At 44.3% G+C, this 25,241-nt stretch carries 24 protein-coding genes; 19 read left to right on the plus strand and 5 right to left on the minus strand.

What is annotated here, in order from left to right; genetic code table 11:
- Positions 1-37: 37 nt before the first annotated feature.
- From DB520_RS23225 to DB520_RS23245, 5 genes are read left to right on the plus strand one after another with little or no spacing between them, the layout of a single operon-like run.
- The gene (locus DB520_RS23225) at positions 38-796 is read left to right on the plus strand and encodes an Hpt domain-containing response regulator (RefSeq protein WP_114752171.1); all 759 of its coding nucleotides are present in this window, start codon (positions 38-40) and stop codon (positions 794-796) included.
- A complete protein-coding gene (locus tag DB520_RS23230) occupies positions 789-1,169 on the plus strand; it encodes a response regulator (RefSeq protein ID WP_114752172.1) in 381 nt (126 codons plus the stop codon). Before DB520_RS23225 ends, DB520_RS23230 begins: the two co-directional genes overlap by 8 nt.
- A 3-nt stretch (positions 1,170-1,172) precedes the next feature.
- Complete coding sequence (locus DB520_RS23235) at positions 1,173-1,451, plus strand: hypothetical protein (RefSeq protein ID WP_114752173.1); 279 nt, start codon at positions 1,173-1,175, stop codon at positions 1,449-1,451.
- Positions 1,448-2,209, plus strand: coding sequence for an MBL fold metallo-hydrolase (locus DB520_RS23240; RefSeq protein WP_114752174.1), 762 nt, complete (start codon positions 1,448-1,450; stop codon positions 2,207-2,209). Before DB520_RS23235 ends, DB520_RS23240 begins: the two co-directional genes overlap by 4 nt.
- A 3-nt stretch (positions 2,210-2,212) precedes the next feature.
- Entirely contained in the window at positions 2,213-3,781 is a 1,569-nt protein-coding gene (locus DB520_RS23245; protein ID WP_114752175.1) for an NFACT RNA binding domain-containing protein, read from the plus strand.
- 76 nt (positions 3,782-3,857) lie between these two features.
- Here DB520_RS23245 and pyk read toward each other — a convergent pair whose 3' ends face one another.
- Both pyk and DB520_RS23255 read right to left on the minus strand, forming a co-directional pair.
- On the minus strand, positions 3,858-5,288 hold the full coding sequence (pyk, locus tag DB520_RS23250) for a pyruvate kinase (protein WP_114752176.1): 1,431 nt from the start codon (positions 5,286-5,288) through the stop codon (positions 3,858-3,860).
- 16 nt (positions 5,289-5,304) lie between these two features.
- The gene (locus DB520_RS23255) at positions 5,305-5,733 is read right to left on the minus strand and encodes an IPExxxVDY family protein (protein WP_114752177.1); all 429 of its coding nucleotides are present in this window, start codon (positions 5,731-5,733) and stop codon (positions 5,305-5,307) included.
- A gap of 149 nt (positions 5,734-5,882) precedes the next feature.
- Here DB520_RS23255 and DB520_RS23260 point away from each other — a divergent pair, with 149 nt between their 5' ends.
- The 5 genes from DB520_RS23260 to DB520_RS23280 are packed head-to-tail and all read left to right on the plus strand — an operon-like array spanning position 5,883 to position 11,174.
- Positions 5,883-6,119: an acyl carrier protein gene (locus DB520_RS23260; RefSeq protein ID WP_010855324.1), complete on the plus strand. Its 237-nt coding sequence runs from the start codon at positions 5,883-5,885 to the stop codon at positions 6,117-6,119.
- 20 nt (positions 6,120-6,139) lie between these two features.
- A complete protein-coding gene (gene fabF / locus DB520_RS23265; RefSeq protein WP_114752178.1) occupies positions 6,140-7,393 on the plus strand; it encodes a beta-ketoacyl-ACP synthase II in 1,254 nt (417 codons plus the stop codon).
- Between the two features lie 2 nt (positions 7,394-7,395).
- On the plus strand, positions 7,396-8,139 hold the full coding sequence (rnc, locus tag DB520_RS23270; RefSeq protein WP_114752179.1) for a ribonuclease III: 744 nt from the start codon (positions 7,396-7,398) through the stop codon (positions 8,137-8,139).
- Between the two features lie 35 nt (positions 8,140-8,174).
- The gene (gene nadE, locus DB520_RS23275) at positions 8,175-10,028 is read left to right on the plus strand and encodes an NAD(+) synthase (protein WP_114752180.1); all 1,854 of its coding nucleotides are present in this window, start codon (positions 8,175-8,177) and stop codon (positions 10,026-10,028) included.
- 30 nt (positions 10,029-10,058) lie between these two features.
- Complete coding sequence (locus tag DB520_RS23280) at positions 10,059-11,174, plus strand: prolipoprotein diacylglyceryl transferase (protein WP_114752181.1); 1,116 nt, start codon at positions 10,059-10,061, stop codon at positions 11,172-11,174.
- 43 nt (positions 11,175-11,217) lie between these two features.
- Here the strand turns inward: DB520_RS23280 and yidD are convergent, their stop codons facing one another.
- Positions 11,218-11,439 carry a membrane protein insertion efficiency factor YidD gene (gene yidD, locus DB520_RS23285; protein WP_114752182.1) on the minus strand — a complete coding sequence of 74 codons (222 nt, stop codon included), beginning with the start codon at positions 11,437-11,439 and terminating at the stop codon, positions 11,218-11,220.
- A 71-nt stretch (positions 11,440-11,510) separates the two neighbouring features.
- On the opposite strand from yidD, the gene DB520_RS23290 reads away from it, so the two are divergent.
- The 3 genes from DB520_RS23290 to DB520_RS23300 all read left to right on the plus strand — a co-directional run bounded on the left by DB520_RS23290 (position 11,511) and on the right by DB520_RS23300 (position 15,977).
- On the plus strand, positions 11,511-12,974 hold the full coding sequence (locus tag DB520_RS23290) for a BamA/TamA family outer membrane protein (RefSeq protein WP_394340954.1): 1,464 nt from the start codon (positions 11,511-11,513) through the stop codon (positions 12,972-12,974).
- Between the two features lie 82 nt (positions 12,975-13,056).
- Positions 13,057-13,878: a PorV/PorQ family protein gene (locus tag DB520_RS23295; RefSeq protein ID WP_114752183.1), complete on the plus strand. Its 822-nt coding sequence runs from the start codon at positions 13,057-13,059 to the stop codon at positions 13,876-13,878.
- A gap of 83 nt (positions 13,879-13,961) precedes the next feature.
- Complete coding sequence (locus DB520_RS23300) at positions 13,962-15,977, plus strand: helix-hairpin-helix domain-containing protein (protein ID WP_232835124.1); 2,016 nt, start codon at positions 13,962-13,964, stop codon at positions 15,975-15,977.
- A gap of 15 nt (positions 15,978-15,992) precedes the next feature.
- Here the strand turns inward: DB520_RS23300 and mscL are convergent, their stop codons facing one another.
- A complete protein-coding gene (mscL, locus tag DB520_RS23305; protein WP_114752185.1) occupies positions 15,993-16,427 on the minus strand; it encodes a large-conductance mechanosensitive channel protein MscL in 435 nt (144 codons plus the stop codon).
- A 143-nt stretch (positions 16,428-16,570) separates the two neighbouring features.
- On the opposite strand from mscL, the gene DB520_RS23310 reads away from it, so the two are divergent.
- The 6 genes from DB520_RS23310 (at position 16,571) to DB520_RS23335 (ending at position 24,303) form a co-directional block, all read left to right on the plus strand.
- Positions 16,571-18,628 (plus strand): S9 family peptidase, encoded by a 2,058-nt coding sequence (locus DB520_RS23310; protein WP_114752186.1) that lies wholly within the window; start codon positions 16,571-16,573, stop codon positions 18,626-18,628.
- A gap of 323 nt (positions 18,629-18,951) precedes the next feature.
- A complete protein-coding gene (locus tag DB520_RS23315; protein WP_114752187.1) occupies positions 18,952-20,385 on the plus strand; it encodes a circularly permuted type 2 ATP-grasp protein in 1,434 nt (477 codons plus the stop codon).
- 12 nt (positions 20,386-20,397) lie between these two features.
- Complete coding sequence (locus DB520_RS23320) at positions 20,398-21,378, plus strand: alpha-E domain-containing protein (protein ID WP_114752188.1); 981 nt, start codon at positions 20,398-20,400, stop codon at positions 21,376-21,378.
- A complete protein-coding gene (locus DB520_RS23325; protein WP_114752189.1) occupies positions 21,375-22,127 on the plus strand; it encodes a peptidase in 753 nt (250 codons plus the stop codon). Before DB520_RS23320 ends, DB520_RS23325 begins: the two co-directional genes overlap by 4 nt.
- Position 22,128: 1 nt before the next feature.
- The gene (locus tag DB520_RS23330) at positions 22,129-22,992 is read left to right on the plus strand and encodes a transglutaminase family protein (RefSeq protein ID WP_114752190.1); all 864 of its coding nucleotides are present in this window, start codon (positions 22,129-22,131) and stop codon (positions 22,990-22,992) included.
- A gap of 54 nt (positions 22,993-23,046) precedes the next feature.
- On the plus strand, positions 23,047-24,303 hold the full coding sequence (locus DB520_RS23335) for a metallophosphoesterase (RefSeq protein WP_114752191.1): 1,257 nt from the start codon (positions 23,047-23,049) through the stop codon (positions 24,301-24,303).
- A gap of 4 nt (positions 24,304-24,307) precedes the next feature.
- Here the strand turns inward: DB520_RS23335 and DB520_RS23340 are convergent, their stop codons facing one another.
- Positions 24,308-25,114, minus strand: a complete 807-nt coding sequence (locus tag DB520_RS23340) for a 3'-5' exonuclease (RefSeq protein WP_114752192.1) — start codon at positions 25,112-25,114, stop codon at positions 24,308-24,310.
- Positions 25,115-25,241: the final 127 nt, after the last annotated feature.

Consider the following 25,241-nt stretch of genomic DNA (forward strand, 5'->3'; position numbering starts at 1 on the left):
GTTTAGGAGATGAAATCGAAATTAATGAATTTTAGGCATGAAAAACAAAAAAGTCCTTATAGTAGATGATAATGCGCTGAATCGGAAGGTTTTTGAGAATATTATAGGGCATAGTTTCCAACATGACATTGCCAGGGATGGTCTTGAGGCAATTGACAAAATCAAGCAAGGGGGTATTGACATCGTTTTGATGGACATTCAGATGCCTAAATTGGACGGGATATCCGCTTTAAAGATCATCAAAGAGGATAACCTAACCGATATTCCCATCATTGCCATTTCCGCTTACAGTAACCAAACCGACCGGGAATATTTTTTGTCTACCGGGTTTGATGACTTTATCGCTAAACCCGTAAAGCCCAAAGACCTATTGGAAACCCTTCAGCACCATCTTGACCACAAGGTGGAGACTACCGACATCTCGGAGCCATTGGCAGGCCAGGATGACTTTATCGACCATTTGGTGATCAGCCAGCTTCTGAAGTACCACTCCCTGGAAAACATCAAGGAGGTATACAATGATTTCCTGGAGGAAACCGAAAACTTGGTGAACGAAATAAAAAATTTAGTAATTTTAAAGAAATATTCAGAAATTGGGGAGAAACTTCATATAATTAAAGGGAATTCCGGTACCTTAGGGATCAAAATGCTTTTTAATGTATCCTCAAAATACGAATCGGATGTTAAAAATTCAAATTTTGAGCTTATGGATGAAAATTACACCAAGCTCGAAAATTCGTTGAGTGAATTTAAGGAAAGGGTAAGCAATAAGAACCTATTTAAAAGATATGAGTGAGACCAAGAAAGTGTTGGTGGCAGAAGATAGCTCGGTGATCATTAACTTGACCAAAAACGTGCTGTTGTTTGACAATTTTCAGATCACCCCTGTGAAAAATGGCAAACAGGTACTAGAAAAACTTCAAAAGGAAGATTTTGACGTGATACTGATGGACATTAATATGCCCGTGATGGATGGGATTGCCTGCACGCAGGCCATAAGGGCATTAACCGATAAGAAAAAAGCAAACATCCCCATCATTGCCATCACGGGTAATTATAAAAACTTCACTTTGGACGATTTCATCCAAGTGGGTATGGATGATTATGTTCAGAAGCCACTGGATTATGACCTTTTACTTTCCACCGTAAAAAAACATGCCTTCAAGTAGCCAATGGCCATTAAGTACACCAAAAGCTTCCTGGATAAAATAGAGAATCTCTTTGCCGAATCGGACTATCACCTGAGGTATGAAAAAGGCAGTTTTAAGTCCGGCTACTGTATTCTGAAAAGCACCAAAATTGTAATTGTCAACAAGTATTTTACCCAAGAGGGAAAAATCAATGCGCTTTTGGATATCATTAAGGAATTGCAGTTTAATCCCAAATCCTTTTCAAACAAAAAGTCCCAGGATTTCCTTATTGAATTACAACAAACCGAACTTAAGCTTTGAAAATTACTTTTCTTGGCACTGGTACTTCTCAAGGTGTGCCCGTTATCGGCTGCTCCTGTGAGGTATGCAGTTCATTAGACTTCAGGGACAAGCGCCTCCGGTCCTCCATTCATTTGGAGGTAAACGGCCACAGCTTCGTGGTTGACACAGGACCGGATTTCAGGCAGCAAATGCTCCGCGAAAACATTGAACACCTGGATGCCATTATCTATACCCACGAACACAAAGACCACACAGCGGGCATGGATGACATACGCCCCTACAATTTCCGCCAAAAAAAAGACATCCCAATTTATGGGACTTCCCCGGTGCTAAGCCAACTGGAAAGGGAGTTTTCCTATGTTTTTGCAGCCCACAAATATCCAGGTGCCCCTGGTGTGGATATCCATGAAATTGACAACGAGCCTTTTTCTGTCAACGGCATACTTTTCCGCCCCATACAGGTTTTTCACCACAAACTGCCTGTTTTCGGATACAGGGTGGAGGACTTTACCTACATCACAGATGCCAACAGCATCTCCGAAAAAGAATTGGAAAAGGTCAAGGGAAGCCGTATCTTAGTACTCAACGCCTTGCAAATCAAGCCCCACATTTCCCACTTCACCTTGGAAGAGGCCTTGGATGTCGTAAACAAAATCCAACCTGAGAGGGCTTATTTCACACATATCAGCCACCGATTGGGGACTCATAACGAAATTGAGCCCAAGCTACCTGAGAATGTCTTTCTGGCCTATGACGGATTGCAAGTAGTGCTTTGAGCCATGCATTTGAATTATCACTATTTTCGTTTTCTCTGTCCTGCACTTGAACCCAAACTCCTAAAGGGCAGGGTGACTTCCTGTTTCTCGCAAAACAAGGATGAACTGGTCATGGAATTCGAAAAGTACGAGGGGGGGGCCTTCCATGTGGTAGCTCATTTAGTGCCTGCCTCCACCTGTTTGTATTTTCCTGAAGACTTCAAAAGAAGCCGAAAAAACAACGTAGACATTTTTTCTGAGCTCTTGGGCCAAACGCTCTCGGGTATAGAACTGCTTTCCTTTGAGCGGGCTTTCACTTTTCAGTTTGATTCCGGCCATGTATTGCTTTTTAAAATGCACGGAAGCAGGAGCAACCTGCTTTTATTTAAACCCGGTGCTGATACACCTCACCTTCTTTTTAGGAATGCGCTCAGGGAAGACCTTAACCTACGGTTAGAGGACTTGTCCCGGGACCTGGACCTGGGGTATGAGCGGTTTGTGACTCTTGAAGGCAATGCAGCCCAGTTTATCCCTACCCTGGGAAAGCTTCCCAGAGCCTGGCTCAAGAATGCAGGATACCTCACTGCCGACCTTCCCAAGCGGTTTCAGCTTATTCAAGAGGTGCTTGACATGCTGGAATCCCCACTATTCTCAGTCTACAAAGGAGAGGAGGGTTATCGGCTCACTTTGCTGCCTTGTGGGCAGTCCCTTTTCAGCAGCGGTGACCCTATAGCCGCTGCCAATACCTATTATAAGTACGCGGTGGTGCGGCAGTCCTTTGAAACGGAAAAGAAACAATTGCTCAAACTTCTGAATGAGCAGGCCAAAAAAACAAAGGCATATATTGAGAAAACCTACGAGAAATTGGAAGCCTTGGAAACTTCCAACAGCCCCGGTCAGCTTGCGGATATCATCATGGCCAATTTGCATCAAATCCCACAGGGTGCAGAGCTGGTTTCCCTGTATGACTTCTATCAGGATAAAGAAGTGGAGGTCAAATTAAAACGGGACGTTTCCCCTGCCAAATTTGCCGAAAACCTTTATCGCAAAGCCAAAAACCGGAAGAAAGAAGTGAAGCAATTGGAGGAAAACCTGGCGAGTAAAGAAGCTCACCTGTCGCTGCTACTTCAGGATATTGAGTTGGCCGATGGGCTGGAGCACTTCAAAGAGTTAAGGGGTTTTGTGAAGGAGCGCAACCTTCTTCCTGCCAAATCCTCCACTCAGGAGGTTCTGCCTTTCAAGCATTTTGCGGTTGAGGGTTTCGACGTGCTCGTCGGTAAATCCGCCAAGGCAAATGACGAAATGCTCAGAAGGTATGCATGGAAAGAGGACCTTTGGCTACATGCCAAGGACGTTTCCGGTTCCCACGTGCTAGTGAAGCACCGTTCCGGGCTTACCTTTCCCTCCACGGTAGTGGAACATGCCGCTTCCCTTGCTGCCTATTATTCCAAAAACCGTAACGAGACCCTCTGCGCGGTCATCTATACTCCCGCCAAATATGTAAGGAAAGTGAAGGGAACGGCTCCTGGTGCCGTGATGATAGACCGAGAAAAGACCCTAATGGTGCCGCCTGTAGGGCCAAGTTCAGAATAAACTCCTCCCTATAAAAAAAGCCGGACTTCAAGAGCCCGGCTTTCTGTTTCTAGTGGTTTTGTCTCTATATCCTATTTTAGGTTACAAGGTGTATTTTTAGCATGTTCGTTCTTCCTTTGGACTTAAGGGGCATGCTTGCTGTATTGATGATAATATCGCCTTCTCCTACGTGATTTTCTCTTTTCAGGATATCCTGTATGTCTTGGAAGGTGCCGTCAGTCGAGGTCTGCTTATCATAATAATAAGCCCTTACCCCCCAGACCAAACTCAATTGTGTAATGAGCGTCTTGTTCCTGGTAAACACAAAAATATTGGCCAATGGCCTATGGGATGAAACTCTATATGCCGTAAACCCTGAGGTGGTAATTCCCACGATTGCCCTCGCTTTCACATTTCTGGAAAGCCTGCTGGCCATCAACAGCAAATTGTTGCTGAGAAAGCTTTCCGCATCCTCTGGGATCTTGTACAGGTTATGGTAGATTTCCGCATTTTTTTCTATATGATCGATCACACTGCTCATGGCCTTCACTGCCGCAATGGGGAATTTGCCCGATGCAGTCTCAGCGGAAAGCATCACTGCGTCTGCCCCGTCCAACACTGCTGTGGCAACGTCATTGGTTTCGGCACGGGTAGGCCTGGGGTTAACGATCATACTTTCCATCATTTGGGTGGCAATGATTACAGGCTTACATGCCAATTTGCACTTTTCCACCATCTTCTTTTGCCAAAGGGGCACCACTTCCATGGGTACTTCTACCCCCAGGTCTCCCCTGGCCACCATAATGGCGTCCGTTTCCTTGATGATCTCATCGATGTTTTCTAGGGCCTCGGGTTTTTCGATTTTGGCCACTATTTTACAGGGTTTTCCTGCCCTTTCGATGCGCTCCCTCAAATCGAGGATGTCCTCTGCCGATCTCACAAAAGAAAGGGCTATCCAATCCACATCGTTTGCCAATCCAAACTCCAAGTCCTCCAGGTCCTTTTCCGTGAGCGAAGGTGCGCTGATTTTAGTGTTAGGTAGGTTTATACCCTTTCTAGACTTAAGTATGCCCCCGTGAACAACCGTACATATTACATTCTTGCCGTCTGTCTTGAGTACCACAAGCTCTAGGTTCCCATCGTCAATAAGTATTCTATCTCCGGATACCACATCATTGGGCAGGTTCTGGTACACCGTGCTGACCAAAGAGGCATTGCCCATGACAGGCTCACTGGTGATAGTAATCTGTTCCCCCGGTTTGATCAAAACTCCATTGTTTTCTACTTCACCCACGCGGATTTTTGGGCCTTGTAGATCTTGAAGTATGCCAATATTTTGTTTGTGGTCTTTATTGATTTTCCTTATCAATTTGACGACCTCGGCGTGTATTTCATGTGTCCCATGAGAAAAGTTGAGCCTGAAGATGTCTGCACCTGCCATTACCAGTTCAGTGAGGGTTTCTTCATTGTTGCTGGCTGGTCCTACTGTGGCCAAAATCTTTGTTTTGTTGAAGATGGGTACTCTCATGTTTACTTTTATAGGTTTAGTATGTTAAAAGGTTGTCCCTTGATTTTATTTTATTTATGTCCAGTTTCACTACGTTTTGAATGCTCCCTAGTGAAGAAAGGGTGTCAATATACGTATTAATATTTATTTCGCAGGTATAGTCCTGAAAGAGCAGGAAGTAATCCATGGCCTTTAGCTCGGGCACCAGGTATCCTGCCTGACTTCCCATCGGATAAGACCTGTTGCGCAATAATTGTACGAACCCGTGTTCTTTTTCCAATATAAATTGAGAAATAATCAAAGTGGGTTTATTGATGAATTCCATTTGAAAATCCTTCGCTTTTTTAAGCTCCAAACCAAGGCACTTGTTGATCAGCCAAGCCATTTTATAGTCCTTTAAAGGGGCTATAAGGCCTAAAAGATCAAAATTAAAGGGTGACTCAACTAGGAGTTTATTTTTCTTCATTTAGGAAGAATTTAAAAAAACAAAGTTAAAAATTTTATTCCAACTTCTATGTGCCAAAGTAAGTTCTTAAATTTAGTTCTCCTTTTTTTTTGACATTAAGGTTTTAAATAATTTTCTTTGCGGAGTGTTTTAACTAAACTGATCACAAAATGTCTGAAATTGCACAAAAAGTAAAAGCCATTATCGTAGATAAGTTAGGCGTGGAAGAATCTGAAGTAACTCCTGAGGCTAGCTTCACAAACGACCTTGGGGCAGACTCTTTGGATACTGTCGAGCTTATCATGGAGTTCGAAAAAGAATTTAACATCTCCATTCCTGATGACCAGGCTGAGCAAATTGGCACAGTTGGTCAGGCTGTTAGCTATTTGGAGGCTAACGTAAAATAATCCATACTTAAAATCATTTTATGAATTTAAGAAGAGTAGTTGTAACGGGTATCGGCGCCCTCACCCCTATCGGCAAGACCGTTTCCTCCTATTGGGAGGGGCTTTCGACAGGGATGAGCGGTGCTGCGCCTATTACTCGTTTTGATGCATCCCAATTCAAGACCCAATTTGCCTGTGAAGTAAAAGATCTTGACGTGGAAGCGCATCTTGACCGTAAGGAAGCCAGAAAACTGGATCCCTACGCTCAATATGCCATGATTGCCACCGAAGAGGCCATGAAAGACGCGGCAATTGACCTGGAAAACATTGACCTGGTAAGGGCTGGAGTTATTTGGGGTTCAGGTATAGGGGGACTGAGGACTTTTCAGGATGAAGTAACCTCCTTTGCTACTGGAGACGGTACGCCCAGGTTCAGCCCTTTTTTCATCCCAAAAATGATCGCAGACATAGCGGCGGGGTCTATTTCCATCAAGTATGGTTTTCAAGGGCCTAATTTCGCTACTGTGTCGGCCTGTGCCTCAGCCACCAACGCCCTTATCGACGCGTTTAACTATATCCGCCTCGGAAAGGCCAACATCTTTATCACAGGTGGTTCGGAAGCAGCCGTGACGGAGGCCGGCGTAGGTGGATTCAACGCCCTCAAGGCTCTTTCCCAAAGGAATGATTCCCCGGCTACAGCCTCACGTCCCTTCGACAAAGACAGGGATGGGTTTGTATTGGGTGAAGGGGCCGGTGCCATCATCCTGGAAGAATATGAACACGCAAAGGCCCGTGGGGCAAAAATCTATGCGGAGCTAGTGGGAGGAGGTATGACAGGCGACGCCTATCACATGACCGCACCCCACCCCGATGGCAGGGGTGCTGCAAACGTGATGAAATTCGCACTTGAAGATGCGGGTCTTAACCCTAGTGATATCGACTATATCAACGTTCACGGTACTTCTACACCCTTAGGGGACATTAGTGAGGTTAAAGCGATACAGCAGATTTTTGGCGAACATGCCTATAAGCTCAACATCAGCAGCACGAAATCCATGACAGGCCACCTGCTGGGAGCTGCGGGAGCTGTGGAGGCTATTGCTTGTATCTTGGCCATGCAGCATGAGCTGGTGCCCCCCACCATCAACCACTTTACGGATGATGAAGAACTAGACAATGAACTTAACCTAACTTTCAACAAAGCCCAACCCCGAAAAATACAAGCGGCATTGAGTAATACCTTTGGATTTGGAGGGCATAACTGCTCCATCATATTTAAAAAACTAATGGAGTAAATTTGAAAGTATTTCGTTTACTAAGGTTCCAAGAGCTCACCTACAATAAGCATGACAGAAGGCTTGCCACCTCCATCAAATTGATGGTGGGTAGCAAGCCTTTAAATTTATCCTTATATAAACTTGCCCTCAGGCATGCCTCCGCCTCACAGGAAACCCTGTCAGGATTAAGGATTTCCAACGAAAGGCTGGAATACCTAGGTGATGCGGTTTTGGGCACCATTGTGGCCGAGTACCTCTTCATGAAATTCCCCTATAGAGACGAGGGTTTTCTCACAGAGACTCGTTCGCGCATTGTTAATCGTGAGGCCCTCAACCAGGTGGGTATTAAAATGGGACTTCCCAACCTGGTAGAATCCCAAATGAACCAGAAAGGGCCCTTTTCTTTTAAGTCCATCTACGGGGATACCCTAGAAGCCCTTATCGGTGCCATTTACCTGGACCGGGGCTACCGCTTCAGCCGCAGGTTTGTCTACAAAAGGATCATCACCCCTTTCTTTGACCTTGACGACATTATCAATACCACTACCAATTTTAAAAGTAAAATCATTGAATGGTCTCAAAAGGACAATAGGGAAATAGATTTTGTGCTAAAATCTGTAAGCGGCACGCAACGTTTTAAGGAATTTATTGTTGAACTGAATGTGGATGGGGAAGCTTTTGCCGAAGGAAAAGGCAGCACCAAGAAAAAGGCAGAACAGGATGCCGCAAAATTTGCTTGTGAAAAATTGAAATTGGCCATCTGACTTTTCCCACCCGTTCAGACGCTAAACGACCAACCATGTCCGAAATCATTATTGGTGGAGCCACCGTAAACCAGACCCCATTGGATTGGGAAAACAATCTTGCACACTTGCGCTCATCCATAGAGGCTGCTAGGCAGAAAGGGGTGGATATCCTCTGTCTGCCCGAACTGAGTATTACGGGTTACGGAAGCGAAGATCTTTTTTTAAGCGTTTGGTACCCTCAAAAGGCACTTCAAATGCTCAAAAATCTCCTTCCCTTTGCAAAAGGAATCACTGTGGCTGTGGGTCTGCCTATTAGGATACAGGGGAAGGTGTACAACTGTATGGCTCTGGTAGAGGACGGTCAGGTAAAGGGGTTTGTCCCAAAGCAGTTTTTGGCCATAGACGGCGTGCATTATGAATGCCGTTGGTTTACCCCTTGGAAAGCTGGAGAGCTGATCCAATTTGACTTCTTTGGCCAAAACATCCCTTTCGGCGACCAAGTTTTCGAATCAAATGGGCTGCGCTTTGGTTTTGAAATCTGTGAAGACGCATGGAGAGGGGCAGAACGCCCCGGATACAGGCTTAGAGACCGTAAGGTGGACCTCATCTTCAACCCAAGTGCGAGCCATTTTGCCATGGGTAAAAGCCGTAGAAGAGAGGAACTGGTAAAGAGCAGTTCGAAAATCCTTGCTGCTTCTTATTTTTATGTTAACCTCTTGGGAAATGAGAGTGGACGCATGATTTTTGATGGAGAAGTCATGCTTGCCTTTCGTGGTAAACTGTTGCTGAAAAACACGCTGTTGTCCTACTCAGATTTTCAGTTGCTCACCTTTAAGATGGAGGGTAACCAGCCCTTAGGGGAGCCGCTTTCAAGTAAGCACATCAAAAACGAGGAGTTTGTGAAGGCCTCCTCATTGGCCCTTTTCGATTACCTCCGAAAAAGTAAAAGTAGAGGATTTGTGTTGTCCTTAAGTGGTGGGGCAGACTCTTCTTCTATAGCAATTCTTGTGGCCGAAATGATCCGGAGGGGCGTTTCGGAATTGGGGGTACCCAGCTTCTTGAAAAAACTTCGGATTGAAAATACCCTCTCCCCCACTGCCTCTCTAAAAGAAATCACCGAAGCCATTTTTGCTACCGCTTACCAAGGTACGGAAAACTCCTCCCAGGAGACCTTTGACAGCGCGAGGATGCTTGCAGAAAGCCTAGGTGCCAAATTCTATCACTGGACCATCGATGATGAGGTTAAAGGCTACACTCGAAAAATTGAGAATGCCCTAGGGAGGAAACTCACCTGGGAAAAAGACGATATCGCCTTGCAGAACATTCAAGCCAGAGCCCGGTCCCCCATCATCTGGATGTTGGCCAACATCAATAATGCCCTCCTGCTGAGCACCTCCAACCGCAGCGAAGGGGACGTAGGTTATGCTACTATGGATGGTGACACCAGTGGAAGTATCAGCCCCATAGCAGCAGTGGACAAGCATTTTATTTTGCAGTGGCTAAGGTGGGCCCAAAAAGAGTTGGGATACCAGGGACTGGAAGGTGTGAATAGCTTACAGCCAACAGCTGAACTCCGCCCACTGGAGCAACACCAGACAGATGAAGAGGATCTTATGCCCTATCCGGTGATAGTGGCTATAGAGAGACTTGCTATTTTGGACAGAAGGTCCCCTGCGGACATTTACCTGCTGCTTAAAGAAGAATTGAACATCCCCGCAGCCCAACTAAAGGTTTATATCCATAAGTTTTTCAGGCTTTGGTCCCGAAACCAATGGAAACGGGAACGCCTCTCCCCTTCCTTCCACTTGGATGAATTCAATGTGGATCCCAAAACATGGTACAGGTTCCCAATACTTTCCGGCGGGTACGAAGTTGAATTACGCGAAATGGAAAAATTAGAAGAATAATAGTGCTATTTTAGCAAAAAAACGAAAAGCATGATACAAAGCTTACTTTCTTACGTGGTCTGGAGCCCAAATCCGGCTGTTTTTTCAGGTTTTGAACGTTTACGATGGTACAGCCTCCTATTTGCCCTGGGCTTTATCATTTCCCAGCAGATAATGATCTATATTTTTAAAAAAGAAGGTCATGACGAAAGGCTAGTTGACAAGCTCACTATCTACATGGTATTAGCTACCATCCTTGGTGCCAGGCTGGGGCATGTGTTTTTTTACGAGCCCGATCGCTACCTCAGCAACCCCCTCGATATTTTAAAAGTGTGGGAAGGGGGTCTTGCCAGCCATGGTGCTGCCATCGCCATCCTGATAGCCTTGTGGCTCTATGTGCGCAAAACTCCTAATCAAAGCTACTTGTGGTTAGTAGACCGGATAGTGATTGTAGTGGCCATGACTGGTGCCATGATCCGATTCGGCAACCTGATGAATTCTGAGATAGGGGGTAAACCAACGGATTCGGATTCCGGTTTCGTTTTTGCCAGGGAATCCGAGGAAATACTGGAGACCCTCCGCCTACCGATAATGGACATCCGCGCCAACAAACCAAGTGAACGTTCGGATGAACTGCAAGGAAACGGGATTGTCCCCGTTAATTTCGATATCAAAATTGAAAAAGGGGCCTTTGAAGAGGCCGACTTGAGGGAGGCCATAGAAAGGGATGTGAAATACGCCCTTACCCGTTTTAGGAGTTCACAAAAGTACCTGGCAGAGGATGAAAATACGCCCCTCAACTATGACCTTCAGGATAGGGGGGACCACTATTTGGCAGTGATCAAGACCTTTGGAGTGGCCAGGTATCCCACCCAAATTTACGAGTCCCTTTCCTATTTTCTTATCTTCTTGTTGCTCTTTTTGGGTTGGATTAAGTACAAGCACAGGATACCGGAGGGTCTTTATCTGGGGATTTTCTTGGTTACCGTTTTTGGTATGCGCTTTGTCTGGGAGTTTCTTAAGGAAAATCAGGTGGAATTTGAAGAAAACCTGACCTTTAACATGGGCCAAGCACTGAGCATCCCTTTGGTGATTGGTGGGTTTCTTTTGATTTTATATGCCATGAAAAATGGCTCCCCCGCCCCAAAAAACATAGGGGAAGAGTAATTGAAGAGTAATTCAGGCAGGTCTTTGGGGAAGTTGAACTTCTTTATGGAACGGGGTCATGGCCATGCCCTCCCCAGGGATGGCATCTGATTATCCGTTTTATGCCTAGCCAAAGCCCCTTTCTTACCCCGTGTTTTTGTATGGCCTGTTTCATGTACTGACTACAAGTGGGGGTAAACCTGCAACTTGGTGGGAACAAGGGGGATATCAGGTACTGATATACCAAAATGGGGAAAATAGCTATTTTCTTTACAATTTGCTTCAACTTATGCGTTTTGTAAGCTAAAATGATGAGGTTTGCAGTTTAGTCTTTGAAGGTACCACAAAAGTAAGGATTTGAAATTGAAGTTTAGCCCATTTCTTCTAATAGTGACATTTTGCTTTTGCTGGATCAGTTTCTCGGCTGAAAAGGTACATGCACAGGATACTCCTGAAGAAGATGTGGAATTTGAGGATATCAAAGCACCCGAACAAGTTACGGTGAACAGTATCTTTGTGGTTGGCAATGAAAAAACCCGCAAAAGGATCATTCTTCGGGAAATGGACATTAAGGAAGGCATTACCTACGATTGGCAGGAATTTGTGGAGCTCATCATCGGAGACCAAAAAAAAATATACAACTTACAGCTTTTCACTACGGTAGATGTCACCCCGCTATTTACTGGAGACGACCAGGTGGAGGTACTTGTATCTTTAAGGGAGAGATGGTATATCCTTCCAAGCGTAATCTTCAACCTGGCGGACAGAAACTTCTCAGAATGGTGGATCAACCAGGACAGGGATTTCTCTAGGGTAAACTATGGCTTGAAACTGGATCATAACAATGTGGGTGGCAGAAATGAAAAATTCCGTATTTTGGGCCAACTGGGATTCACTCAGGCCTTTGACCTCCACTACAGCAAGCCTTATATAGACCGAAAGCAATTGCATGGTCTTTCAGCAAGGTTTACTTACTTCACCAATAAAACCATCGCCGTCAGATCGGCACAAAATAGACAGGTGTTTTACACCAACGAAAACGAGGATGTGCTTCGCAGGACAATAAACACTTACCTGGCTTATACCTTTCGCGGAAGTTTTTATAATTTTCATTATGCCAATATTGGCTACCACAACACCCAAATCCATGAGGATGTTTTCAGTCAAAACCCGGTTTTCTTTCCACACGGGGACACAAACCTATCCTATTTCTATGCATCCTACAGCTATAGACATGACCGACGGGACAATGTGGCCTACGCTACCGATGGAGCCCTGCTCAACCTCAGTCTAACCCAATATGGGATTTTTGGCAGTGATGACATTCACGAAACGGAATTTGAAGTTATCGCCAGCAAATACACACCCTTAGGCAAGAAATTTCATTTCGTGTCCGGATTGTCGGCCAACCTCTTTTTCAGCCCCCTTCAACCCTACACCTTGGTAAGGGGCGTTGGATATAAACCTGACTTCATCAGGGGCTACGAGGTAAATGTGATAGAAGGCCAACAGGTATTGGTACACAAAAACAGCCTCAGGTACGAATTGCTAAATGTAGCCTTTGATATTTCTGCCATCATGCCCATCGAGGAGTTCTCGGTTTTCCCTATCCGGGCATATCTCAGTGGCAATTTCGACCATGGCTATGTCAATGACCGAAATCGCATCCCGGAAAACCTCATGCTTACCAATAAATACCTTTTTGGCTATGGATTAGGATTGGATTTGGTAGCCTTGTACGATACGGTTTTCCGGTTTGAATATAGCTTGAACAACCAAGGTATTGGTAACTTCTTCATCAATGTGAGGGCTCCTTTGTAAAAAATCATTTTTTTGTTTTTAAAATACATTTTTTTGTATTATACTTCGTAGGTATTCTTAATTTTTCACTAGCCGTATTTTTATGGTTAAGCTATTTTTGATAGGGATCACTATTTGGATAATACCTATTGCGTTTGCGCAGAATGGTACCGAAGTCCTCCCCAAAGGTGCTAGAAGCCTTGGGATGGGAAATGCCAGTGTAACCCTGGGTGACGCTTGGAGTGTTTTTAACAATATTGGCGGACTAGGATTGGTAGAAAATAATCAAGCCTTTGCCGGATTCGACCATAGGTTAGGGCTACAGGAGCTTACCACACTTTCGGCAGGTTTAGCTTTTTCCAGTCAAGAGGGCAATATAGGTATTGGGATTTCAAATTATGGAGGGGAACTCTTTAACCAGCAGAATCTTGGGGTGGGGTATGCAAGACAGTTGGGTCTAGCCAGCCTAGGCCTGAAAGTCAACTACTTCCAAACCAACATAGAAGGGTTCGGGCGGAGTGCAGCACCAATTCTTGAACTGGGAGGGGTGGCCGAACTTGGCCCTCAATTGGTTTTCGGAGCCCATATTTATAACCTCTCCCGAGCTAAATTAAGCAAGCTTACCCTTGAACACCTGCCCATGGTGGTAAAAACAGGGCTTTCCTACAGACCGGCTTCCTATCTCCTGATCAACCTGGAAGCAGAAAAGGAGGTAATGTTGGCCCCCCAGTTTAAGGCAGGGATGGAATACGGCATCCAAGAAAAGCTTTGGGCACGCACCGGTATCAATACCCAACCAAAAAACATCTTTTTCGGTATTGGTTTCAGGCCAAAAAACTTCCATGTGGACTATGCCTTGAGCCAGCACATACAGCTGGGCTTTACCCATCATTTTTCTTTCAACTACCTTTGGAATAACCCTTGAAAGTCGCTTTGCTTTCTTTCTTTTCGCTTGTGGCACTTTTTTCGCCATTGTGGGCCCAGCAGCATCGGTTTAAAGAAATCGATATGGAAGCATATATAGAAGAACTGTTTGCCATCCAGGAAGAAGAAATCAATTACGAGGACTTATACGAAGGCCTTCTTCAAATGCAACTTAACCCCATATCCCTGAATAGGGCAGGAAACGAAGAGCTGCAGTCTCTCTTTGTTTTAACACCCCTTCAAATTACCTCATTTTTGACCTACAGGGCGGCATTTGGCCCCCTTCTTTCCCTTTATGAGCTACAAGCAATCCCTCATTGGGATTTGGAAACCATTCAAAGGGTATTGCCATTTGTCACGCTTGCCGAAAACACCCATTTACGTCAGCAACCCCTATTTCAGCGGATTATCTCGGAAAGGGACGCCTATTTGATACTAAGACACCGAAGGGTGTGGGAAACTAGAAGGGGGTTTCTTCCGGCGGACACACTTGCTTCGGGGAGTTTAAGTACCAGGTACCAAGGTGACCCCAATGACCTCTATGCGAGATTTCGTATACAACACGTTCGCGATTTCAGCGTGGGGTTCACCATGGACAAAGACCCAGGTGAGACATTCACTTGGGATCCTGCAACTCAGCGTTATGGCTTTAATTTTATTTCTTATCATGCCACACTTTATGACAAAGGACCTTGGAAAACCATATCCCTAGGAGATTATCAACTCCAGTTCGGACAGGGACTGGTTTTTGGAGCTGGTTTTAGCGTAGGGAAAGGAGCGGAAACCATTACCACAGTAAGAAGGAGTTCAGTGGGGATAAGGCCCTACACATCCGTTTTGGAATTCGGGTTTTTCAGGGGAGGCGCTGCTACCTATAGAAAAGGGGGCTGGGAATTTACTGCCATGTATAGCAACGCACCCAGAGACGCACGTATCCAGGTTGAAAATGACACCATGGAGAGACCCGAGGCATATATTTCATCCCTGCTTAGAAGTGGTTTACATCGTACCCCCTCAGAAATCGAGGCCAAAGCCCAGGCGAGGGAACAAAACTTGGGCGGGAATATACATTTCAACAGCCCAAACAAAAATTTTCAATGGGGATCTAATGCTTTGCATACGCAGTTCAGCCAACCTTTTCAGCCTAACCCAAGGGTTTACAATGCCTTCGAATTCACTGGAAGTACTAATCATATCTACAGCACCTATTTTTCTTACAACCTCCACAACTATTTCTTTTTTGGTGAATCGGCCCGATCAAAAAGTGGGGGGCATGGTACTGTGTTGGGTTTAATGAGTAGTCTACATCCCAAAGTCGACTTTTCTATGCTCTGGAGACAATTTGACAGGAATTTTCACACCTTGTATGGAAATGCCTTTTCTGAAGGAACCCGACCCATCAACGAAACGGGTTTATACCTCGGGCTTCGATATAAGCCCAACAGGAAATTTACATGGTCCATCTACCATGACCAATTTAGGTTTCCTTGGTTACGGTTCCGGGTTTACCAACCTTCCCATGGCACAGAATGGCTAAGCCGTATAGCTTATTCCCCGTCCAAGAACACCTTCCTGTTTTTGCAGGCCAGAAATGAGAGCAAAGGAAGAAACCTCCCTAACCTGGCTCAGAATGGGGTCTCCCACTTGGTGGGTACAGGAAGAAGAAGAAATTTGGTGTTTAGTCTTGAGCATAAGCTAAACAACACCTGGCAGATTAAATCGCGCGTTCAAGCCAGTGACTTTCTTCTGGGAACGCAGTACTCCAAGGGGTTTGCGCTCGCTCAAGACCTCAATGCAGACTTGGGTAAAATAAGACTGAGCGGCCGTATGGCCCTTTTTGACACAGAAGACTTTGAAAATCGCCAATACATCTACGAAAAGAATGTATTATGGGCATTTTCCTTACCCAATTACTATGGGCAAGGACTAAGGTATTATTTGCTGGGGCAGTGGAGAATAAATCAACAACTCACCTTTTGGGGGAGATGGGCAAGGACTTCCTTTACAGACCGGAGACAAATAGGTACCGGACTACAACAAATTGAAGGAAGTTTCCTCAGCGAGACCACCATGCAACTTAGGTATCAATTCAATAGATAAGAGGTGCAAAGCCTATTAATGATCAGGTTTGGAATTTCCCTTTAACAAATCTCTAATTTCTTCCAACAGGATTTCTTGTTTGTTTACGGTGGGTGGAGGAGGGGTTGTTGCCATCTCCTCTTTTCTTTTTAGGTTATTAATCAATTTAACGACCAAGAAAATGGAAAAGGCAATAATTATAAAGTCAATTAAAACCTGAATAAATTTGCCATAATTGATCGTAACGGCATTAATTTGGTCACCTGCGGGTGAAATGTATGCTTCCTTTAAAACTACCACCAAATCCGAAAAATCCACCCCTCCAATCAATAGCCCTATAGGAGGCATCAAAATATCCGCTACAAGTGAGGCTGTGATTTTTCCAAATGCAGCACCTATGATTACTGCAACTGCAAGATCTACCACATTACCCCTGACAGCAAAATCCTTGAATTCTTTAAGTAAACTCATACATTTGTAAGATTAAAGCGTGAAGATTCCGAACAGCAACATAAAATTCTAAAAAACTACCTTATTTAATTGAAATTAGCAAATTGTTCTATTTAATTTCTTTTTAAATAGGTAGGCTACACCACTTATTGAAAAATTAAAGAATGGACCAACCCCCCATTGCAACAAAAAAAATCAGTGAAATTTTTGCGCATGAGGAATCCAGAAAGGATCCCTATTACTGGCTAAAGGAGCGTGACAACCCTGAGGTGATTGCTTATCTTAATGAGGAGAACGCCTTCCATAAGAGCAAATTGGCGTACACGGACAGGCTACAGCATTCCCTGTATGAAGAAATGAAAAGCAGGATAAAAGAGGATGATGAAGGTGTCCCCTATTTCAAGGGAGGGTATTTTTATTTTCATAAATATGTAAAAGGAGGCGAATACCCTCTTTATTGCAGAAAAAAGGGCACTTTGGAGGCTGAGGAGGAGGTGATTTTGAACGTTAACGAATTGGCCAAGGGACATGAGTTTTTCCAAATTGGGGGCTTAGGTACCACAGAGGATCAGAACATGCTCTGTTTTGCCTTTGACAATGTAGGTAGGAGAATTTATCAGTTGACTTTCAAAAAGCTAAATGATGGCGAAATCCTGCGAGATGAAATCGGGGAAGTTACTGGCAATTTCGTATGGGACAGTGAAGGCAAAAGTATATTCTACAGCAAACAAGACCCAAATACCCTACGTGCATATCAGATATATAGACATGTTTTGGGCACCTCCCAGGCAGATGACCAATTGATCTATGAAGAAACCGACGAAACCTTCACCTGCCATGTAAGTAAATCCAAATCCAAGGAATATATTTTCCTGGTTTCTCAAAGCACAGTTTCCAGTGAGTACCGTTTTATTCCTTCCTCCACCCCGGAGAAAGCCCCCACGCTGATCCAGTCCCGAAAAAGGGATTTGGAGTATGATGTGGATCATGGGGAGGGTGATTTTTTAATACTTACCAATGCTCATTCAAGCAAGAACTTCAAATTGGTAAAAGCGCCGATTGGCCAACCTGGTATTGAAAACTGGGTGGATTTTATTCCGCACAACGAAAATGTTTTGTTGGAGGGTTTCGAAGTCTTCAAGAATCACCTGGTTTTACAAGAGAGGTTTAACGGACAAAGCAGGCTTGAGGTCAGAAATTCAGAAGGAAGGGAAAAACACACTATTCGCATGGATGACCCTGCATACACGGTTTGGATAGGGAATAACCCAGAATATTACACACAAGTATTAAGGTTTGGGTACAACTCCCTTACCACCCCCAGTTCGGTCTTTGATTATGATATGGTCAGCCATGAACGGGTTTTGATGAAGCAACAGGAGGTAGTAGGAGGCCATGATCCATCGGCATATTGCTCAGAACGGTTGTGGGCAAGGGCTGAGGACGGCACAGAAATTCCCGTTTCTCTGGTGTATAAAAAGTCTTTGTTCGAAAAAAACGGGACCGCTCCCCTCTTACTCTATGGCTATGGTTCGTATGGATTGAGCATGGATCCCACATTTAGCTCCCACAGGCTTAGCTTACTGGACCGAGGGATGGTCTTTGCCATTGCACATATTCGAGGGGGTCAGGAAATGGGAAGGTACTGGTATGAGCAGGGCAAAATGCTGCAGAAAAAAAACACCTTTTCCGATTATATTGCCTGCGCAGAGCACTTAATTAAGGAACGGTATGCGGCCAAGGATAAGCTGTTTGGTATGGGGGGAAGCGCAGGGGGCTTACTTATGGGAACAGTGATAAATTGGAGGCCAGATTTATTCAAGGGGGTGGTAGCGGCTGTGCCATTCGTAGATGTGGTGACAACAATGCTGGACGAAACCATTCCTTTGACGACCGGAGAGTTTGACGAATGGGGAAACCCGAAGGATAAGACTTATTATGATTACATGCTTTCCTATTCGCCCTATGATAATGTGAAGGCCCAGGAATACCCCCATCTTTTGGTGACCTCAGGGCTTCACGACAGCCAAGTTCAATACTGGGAACCCACAAAATGGGTTGCCAAACTTAGGGAAATGAAAACGGACGACCATTTGCTGTTGCTTTACACCAACATGGATGCTGGTCATGGGGGAGCAAGTGGTCGGTTCAAGGCTTTGAAGGAACTGGCAATGGAATATGCTTTTCTATTGGATTTGGCAGGTCTTAACCCATCTGCCTGAAGTTTTCTGAAAAGAGGATTAACGTCAATAAGCTACCATATTAAACAAATCAACTTTAAATAAAAGGGTATATTCCAAAAATTTTAGGCTCAATTAGTTTTGATGGTGTTTTTTTATGGTCGCAAAGATTTTTTTGCAAGTATTGTTTTTTTTGATTAATTTATTATCTGGTTTAAACATCCTATAGTCCATAAACCTTTGATAACTACCATTAGCTTTGTTTTATTCATTGGTTTACAGAGGAGTACCTACACACACATCAATTAAAAATATAGTGGAAGTTGGCTGAGGCGTATTCGAAATAAAACTTTAATCGTTAACGCATGAAATTTGAACCCACTATCCAAGACGGTTTCTTTGACGAGATGTACGATGAACAGGGTAATGTCAGACCTCATTGTCAAAAATTCGACGACTTGCTGAAAAATAGCCCTAAGAAGAAGCTGAGTCGGCTGCAATTTGCAGCGGACAAAGCTCAAATGGCTATGGGAATGACATTTAACGTTTATCATGACAAACAGGGCATTGAGAAAATCCTTCACCTTGACATCATCCCTAGAATCATTCCTGGTTCGGAATGGAAATTATTGGAAAAAGGACTAATCCAACGAATCGATGCACTGAATCATTTTCTTCAAGACATTTATAATGAAGGGAAAATCCTGAAAGACAAAATCATCCCTGAGGATTTAATTTTGGGAAGTAAGGATTACCTAAGCCCCTGTAAGGGACTTACCCCACCCAAAGGCATATGGTGTCACATCACCGGAACCGATCTGGTAAGGGATAGCTCAGGTGCTTACTTTATCCTGGAGGACAACCTTAGGTGCCCTTCCGGTGTAAGCTACATGCTGGAGAGTAGAGAAATAATTAAGAGGGCATTTCCCGATCTTTTCAATCGGTTAGGTGTCAGGCCAGTTTCTAATTACCCTGCACGCCTTTTCAATATGCTTCAACATCTCTCTGACAAGAGTAAGCCAGTGATAGGTGTTTTGACTCCTGGCATACATAACTCCGCCTATTTTGAACATTCCTATCTGGCCCAGCAAATGGGTGTAGAACTTGTCTCTGGGATGGATCTCCTTGTCAAGGATAAATTCGTATACATGCAGACTACCAAGGGCTTGGAGCAAATCGACGTTTTATATAGAAGGATAGACGATGTTTTCCTTGACCCCCTTTCTTTTAACCCAGACTCACTTTTAGGGGTACCTGGCTTGTTTGAGGCATATAAGGCGGGCAACATTGCCATTGCCAATGCTCCCGGAACGGGAGTGGCTGACGACAAGGCCGTATATGCTTACGTACCTAGGATTATAAAATACTATTTGGATCAGGATCCCATTTTGCAGAATGTACCTACCTATCTCTGCCGGGAAGAAAAAGACCGCAAATACGTTCTAGAGCATATTGAGGATCTAGTGGTAAAAGAAACCAATGCAGCCGGGGGTTATGGCATGCTGATAGGCCCAAAATCCACGAAGGAGGAGCACGAAAAATTCCGAAAGCTTATCCAAAGCAATCCCAACAATTATATCGCACAGCCTACCCTTTCACTTTCTACCGTTCCTACCCTAATTGACAACCAAGGTGTGGAAGGAAGGCATGTTGATCTGAGACCATATATATTGTATGGAAGCGATATAGAAGTAGTACCAGGCGCACTTACCAGAGTAGCGTTGAAAAAAGGATCCTTAGTGGTAAATAGCTCCCAAGGTGGGGGAAGCAAAGACACATGGGTATTGTTTAATGACTAAATCAATTAATACATGTTAAGTAGAGTAGCAAATTCCATATATTGGCTGGGAAGATACCTGGAAAGAACCGAGAATTACGCCCGGTTTATCGATGTGAATTTCAACTTAATGCTGGATCTTCCCGGAGACCTACAAGAACAGTGGGAACCTCTCATCTTGGCAACAGGTGACGACACCATCTTTAGAAGCAAGTTCGATCGTTTTGACAAAAAGGAAGTCATCTACTTTCTTGCCTTCGATACCGACAACCCCAACTCTATAATTTCTTCCGTGACCGCAGCCAGGGAAAATGCCCGAATCATAAGGGAAAACCTCACCAAGGAAACCTGGGAAAAGCTAAACGAAACCTACCACTTCGTCAAAAAGGGGGCCGAAAGAAAGGAATGGAAAAAAGAAGACCCGAGGGCTTTTTTTGAGAGTGTGAAAAACCAAATCCTCCTTCTTTACGGGCTAGCGGAAAATACCGTGGCCAGAACAGAAGGTTGGTACTTCAGGCAACTGGGACTCTTCCTTGAAAGAGCGGATAAAACCTCCAGGATTTTGGACGTGAAATACCACATTCTATTGCCTTCTGTAGAAGAGATTGGTTCTCCACTGGACTTTTTGCACTGGATGGCCCTACTTAAGTCCGTGACTGCTTTCAACACCTACAAAAGACTATATGGAAACATTGACCCCTCAGGTGTGGTGGAGTTCCTTGTGCTCAACAAATACTTTCCCCGATCCGTGTTTTATTGCATGAAGGAAGCGGAAAACTGTCTGTTTAAGATTTCTGGATCTAATGGGACAGGATTTTCCAATAGTGCTGAGAAGGCCATGGGTGAGCTACGCTCGAAGCTGGAGTTTGACGATGTTTCTGACGTGATAGGGACCGGGCTGCATGAATACCTAGAGAGCCTACTTGGGAAAATTAATACAATATCAAACAAAATAGATGACAATTATTTTCAAATAAAGGATAACTTTGTAAGTCAATCGAATAGGCAGGGATGACATTTTGTATAGGAATTAAGACCAGATACGGTATAATTGGGTTAGCAGACACCCGTATAACCTCTGGTAGTGATACCACCACCTCAAAAAAGGTTTATACCGTAAACAGGAAAAATCATTCATTCTTTATAATGACCTCCGGGCTGCGTTCCGTTCGGGACAAGGCTATCACTTATTTCGGAGAGCTGATTGAGAAAGAGGATGCCAATTATGATAAACTATACAAGGCGGTAAATGGGTTTGCCGACCAGGTCAAGCAAGTAGCCAGGGAGGACAAGGCGTCCTTGGAGGAATCGGGATTGACTTTCAACCTATTTTCCATCATCGGGGGGCAGCTAGAGGAAGACAAGGAACCAAAACTCTACCTTCTGTATCCTCAAGGCAATTGGATAGAGGTGAGGCAAGGGACCCCTTTTGTCATTATAGGAAACACCGGGTTTGGAAACCCCGTGATCCGCCGTTCCCTCACTTTCGACGAGCCCCTAGAATTTGCCCTAAAAAGTGCATTTCTTGCCTTTGACGCTACAAGGATCAGCTCCAATGATGTGGACTACCCCATAGATACTGTAGTCCTGGAAAATGACACCTACAACATCATTGAAAACAGGTTTCATCAAGGGGAACTTCAGCACATTTCGGAATACTGGAACGATTGCCTGAAAGAGGCAATAAACAAACTCCCGGCGGATGTGTTAAACAAGGCATTCTACCATGAACCCTTAATTGAACCACTAAGATCCAACCAATGAAATGCTTTTAGACATCGATCACCTCACCCTGTACAGGTACCAGGAAAAAGTCCAGTTTAACCCTCACCAGGTTTTCCTTAGGCCTTTACAAAGGCATAACCTCATTTTAAAAAATTATGAAATTTTTTTCGACCCTCAACCTGATGGATTTAATGAGAGGTACAGTATTGAAGGCAACCCTTACTTTCTGGCATGGTTTTCCGGCCAACATCAGGAATTATCCATTAAAATAAATTTAAGGATTCTTAGCTTGCCATTTAACCCCTTTGGCTTTATCATTTCCAACGCCTTTGTAAGGACGCTCAACCTTCTTGAAGAACCGCATTTCAGTTACGAAGAAAAGGACATGCCCATTCTTCATCCCTATCTCCAGCATCAGGCTTCAGGCGATCTTATGGATTTCGGAAAGCAATTTTTATCCCAAAGGGATCCTCTTTCCATTCTCACCTCCCTAAACGCCGCAATTCATGAAAACTGGGAACACATCATTCGGGAGGAGGAAAACCTTTGGAACCCCACCTTTACCTATGACCAAAAGCAGGGATCCTGCAGGGACTTGGCCTGGATGATGATGCATATCACCCGAAGCCTAGGAATGGCAAGTCGGTTTGTAAGTGGATACGCATTTAACCCAGAACTGAAAGGTGGTCACGAACTACATGCCTGGACAGAAGTCTATCTTCCGGGAGCGGGATGGGTGGGCCTAGATCCCAACCTTGGCCTGCTTGTGGATGAACATTATATCCCACTTGCCTGTAGTTTTCATCCTGAAAACACCCTACCTGTACACGGTACCACTGGAGGAGAACACCAAGTAACTTCAAAAATGGAAACCAAGGTTCAGATAAAAAAACTGGAGGATTGATCAAACTTTTTTCCACGTTTTCGTTTATTATTCCAATTACCTTTCATCCTTATAATGAATACTTTAGGCCCTGTGATTTTTCTACTGGTTGTATGTTGTGTTTTGGGCTTGCTAAACGGATATACCTTCCAAGGCATTAAAACAATGGTAGCGGACTGGGAGAGCGATAGGTTAAGGCTTTGGGTCAAAGTCGGCTATTGGCTACTTATGGGTGGCATTATGCTTTGGATCCTTGCTGCCTTCATCCGTATCATGAGAGATGGGCAAATCAGTACTAGCTCCCAGCAAGTGCTTAATGTCATGCTAACTTTGACGGTAACTCAACTCACCATTATCTTATTTTTGTTTGGTGAAGACGTTTACAGGACTTTGGCATCCGCGGTTAATTTCCTGAAAAACTCCTCAGAAGATCCACAGGGATATATGCCTGAAAGGAGAAAATTCGTCAGTCAGATAGCATTTGCGGTGGCCTCCATTCCATTTGCGGGGTTCGTATATGGGGTATGGAAAGGTAAATACCATTTTCGGGTGATTCGACAAACGGTCTACTTTGAGGACTTACCAGAGGCATTCGACGGGTTCACCATTACCCAACTCTCCGATATTCATGCGGGTAGCTTCACCGATATGGAAGCTGTACAAAAAGGAATAGACCTGGCAAAGAAACAGGCCTCGGACCTTTTCGTCTTCACCGGCGACCTTGTTAACCACAAAGCCGAAGAAATAAACCCGTTTTTAGAGAGTTTTGCTGAAATCAAGTCAACCTATGGACAGTATTCCATACTCGGCAACCATGATTATGGGGATTATATCTCCTGGCCCAGTCAGGAAGCCAAAGAGGAAAACTTTGAAAGACTAAAGGCTCAGCACCAGAAAATGGGTTTCAGGCTACTCTTGGATGAACAGGTAACCATAGAAAAGGATGGTCAGCAGATACGACTGATCGGTGTTGAAAATTGGGGGGTTGGCTTTCACTCCAGGGGGGATTTGGAAAAGGCACTCTCGAATGTTCCAAAAGAAGAATTTAAAATTCTGCTTTCTCATGACCCCTCACATTGGGACAGAGAAGTGGTTCATCATTCCAAAAAGGTACAGCTCACCCTGAGTGGGCATACTCACGGAATGCAATTGGGTATAGAAACTCCATTGGTTAGATGGAGTCCAGCCCAACTCCGATATCCCAACTGGGCTGGGCTGGCGGAGGATGCAGGAAAATTCCTATATGTAAACAGGGGATTCGGGTTTCATGCCTTCTCTGGGAGGGTTGGGATATGGCCAGAAATCACCGTTTTGGAGTTGAGAAAGGCGTGAGAGGCTATTTTTTATTGAAACTTCTCAGCTTTACCTGGGTGAATTTCCTCTTGGTATCCAGCGGGAAGTCCCCTTTCATCATCCAATCGTAATAACCGGGCTCCTCCACAAGTACTTGTTCTATGGTTTTACCTTTTAATTTACCGAAATTAAACACCTCTTGGCCTTCGTCATTGAAAATAAACCTACCGGCCAAATCAACCATCCTTTCATTGATCAAACTATGGATTTTTTTCATGTCGTTTTCCAGGGTACCTATCCTGTTTCCCTGTAGATCCTCCACTTCTTCCCCTTCGTAACGCTCTATTTGGGCTTTGAACACCTCATAAGTGGCTAGGGTATCTGCCTCTGCACTGTGCGCATTTTCCAGGACCTTTCCACAATAAAACTTGTATGCAGCGGAAAGATTTCTCTTTTCCATCAGGAAAAATATTTTTTGGGCGTCCAAAAGGTTCCTTTTGTCCACATCAAAATCTATCCCTGCGCGCAAAAATTCTTCCACAAGCAAGGGAATATCGTACTTTACCACATTAAACCCGGCCAAATCGGCATCAATAAGGAATTGGTAGATATCTTTGGCCACCTCCTTGAAAAAAGGGGAATCCTTTACATCCTCATCATAAATGCCATGGATCAAGGAAGATTCTTTTGGAATGGGAATGGTCGGGTTGATTTTCCAAGTCTTTAGTTCCTCCTTCCCACTAGGGTGGATTTTTAGGATGGAAATTTCCACAATTCTATCTGTGGAAATATTGACTCCCGTTGCTTCAATGTCAAAAAATGCCAATGGCGATCTAAGGTTAAGCTTCATTTTTTAAGATTCATATAGGTGTCTATTCTAATGCACCTGCATCATTGTATGGTGCAAATATACAGGTTTATACCCAAATTACCGCCAAATCCAAGTTTCTTGGACAAGTTGCAAATAATTGGCTTTC

Origin of the sequence: Pleomorphovibrio marinus (genome assembly GCF_003347495.1) — a bacterium.
In the GTDB taxonomy this organism is placed as follows: domain Bacteria; phylum Bacteroidota; class Bacteroidia; order Cytophagales; family Cyclobacteriaceae; genus Pleomorphovibrio; species Pleomorphovibrio marinus.